General features: G+C 47.2%; 1 rRNA gene. It reads right to left on the bottom strand.

Going from position 1 to position 1,490, the window contains the following annotated elements:
• Positions 1-1,490, bottom strand: a 23S ribosomal RNA gene (locus tag RH99_RS19450); the annotation flags it as partial.

The raw sequence follows: 1,490 nt of genomic DNA, 5'->3' as shown, positions 1-1,490 counted from the left end.
CCAACCTGCATGTCTCAGAGCTTAGACGCACATCCAATAGTGCGCACATCTTATCCTACTGCGTCACCCCATTTCTCATAACGGAAAATGGCAGTATCGGAATATCAACCGATTATCCATCACCTACGCCTTTCGGCCTCGGCTTAGGTCCCGACTAACCCTGAGCGGACGAGCCTTCCTCAGGAAACCTTAGGTTTTCGACCACTAAGATTCTCACTTAGTTCTCGCTACTTATGCCAGCATACTCACTCCTGTACAGTCCACCGCTCCTTACGGTACGACTTCAACCTGAACAGGAAGCTCCTCTACCGCTCTTTCGAGCCCATAGCTTCGGTGGTAAGTTTTAGCCCCGGACATTTTCGGCGCAGGATCTCTTGACTAGTGAGCTATTACGCACTCTTTAAATGAGTGGCTGCTTCTGAGCCAACATCCTAGTTGTCTTAGAAATCCCACATCCTTTTCCACTTAACTTACACTTAGGGACCTTAGCTGATGGTCTGGGCTGTTTCCCTTTTGACCACGGATCTTATCATTCGTAGTCTGACTGCCGAAATAAAAGTATATGGCATTCGGAGTTTGATAGAGTTCAGTAACTGTTGTCAGCCCCTACCTCATTCAGTGCTCTACCTCCATAACTCAATTAATCGACGCTAGCCCTAAAGCTATTTCGAGGAGAACCAGCTATCTCCGGGTTCGATTGGAATTTCTCCGCTATCCACAGCTCATCCCATGGTTTTTCAACACCAATGTGGTTCGGTCCTCCACGGAATTTTACTTCCGCTTCAACCTGGCCATGGATAGGTCACCCGGTTTCGGGTCTACAGCATGCAACTAGTCGCCCTATTAAGACTTGGTTTCCCTTCGGCTGCGCACCATAAGTGCTTAACCTTGCTGCATACCGTAACTCGCTGGCTCGTTCTACAAAAAGCACGTCGTCACACATAAAAAGTGCTTCGACCGGTTGTAGGCACACGGTTTCAGGTTCTATTTCACTCCCCTTCCGGGGTTCTTTTCACCTTTCCCTCACGGTACTGCTTCACTATCGGTCACTAGTTAGTATTTAGCCTTGGGAGGTGGTCCTCCCAGCTTCCCACAAGGTTTCACGTGTCTCGTGGTACTCTGGAATAAATCTAGCAATTTTCTCTTTTAATCTACAGGACTATTACCTTCTGCGGTAGAGCTTTCCAGAACTCTTCGATTAAGATATTATGCATATATGATTTATCCACAACCCCAAGAACAAAGTTCTTGGTTTGGGCTGATTCCGTTTCGCTCGCCGCTACTCAGGAAATCGATATTTCTTTCTCTTCCTCCGGGTACTTAGATGTTTCAGTTCCCCGGGTGTGTCTCTATATACCTATGTATTCAGTATAAAGTACATATCTTTGGATATGTGGGTTTCCCCATTCGGAAATCTCCGGATCACAGGCTATTTGCGCCTACCCGAAGCTTATCGCAGCTTGTCGCGTCCTTCTTGACATACTACGTGT

Origin of the sequence: Clostridium arbusti SL206 (assembly GCF_000246895.1) — a bacterium.
Taxonomy (GTDB): Bacteria; Bacillota; Clostridia; order Clostridiales; family Clostridiaceae; genus Clostridium_I; species Clostridium_I arbusti.
Note: the sequence above shows the minus strand (reverse complement) of the source record. Positions and strands in the feature narration are given on the sequence as shown.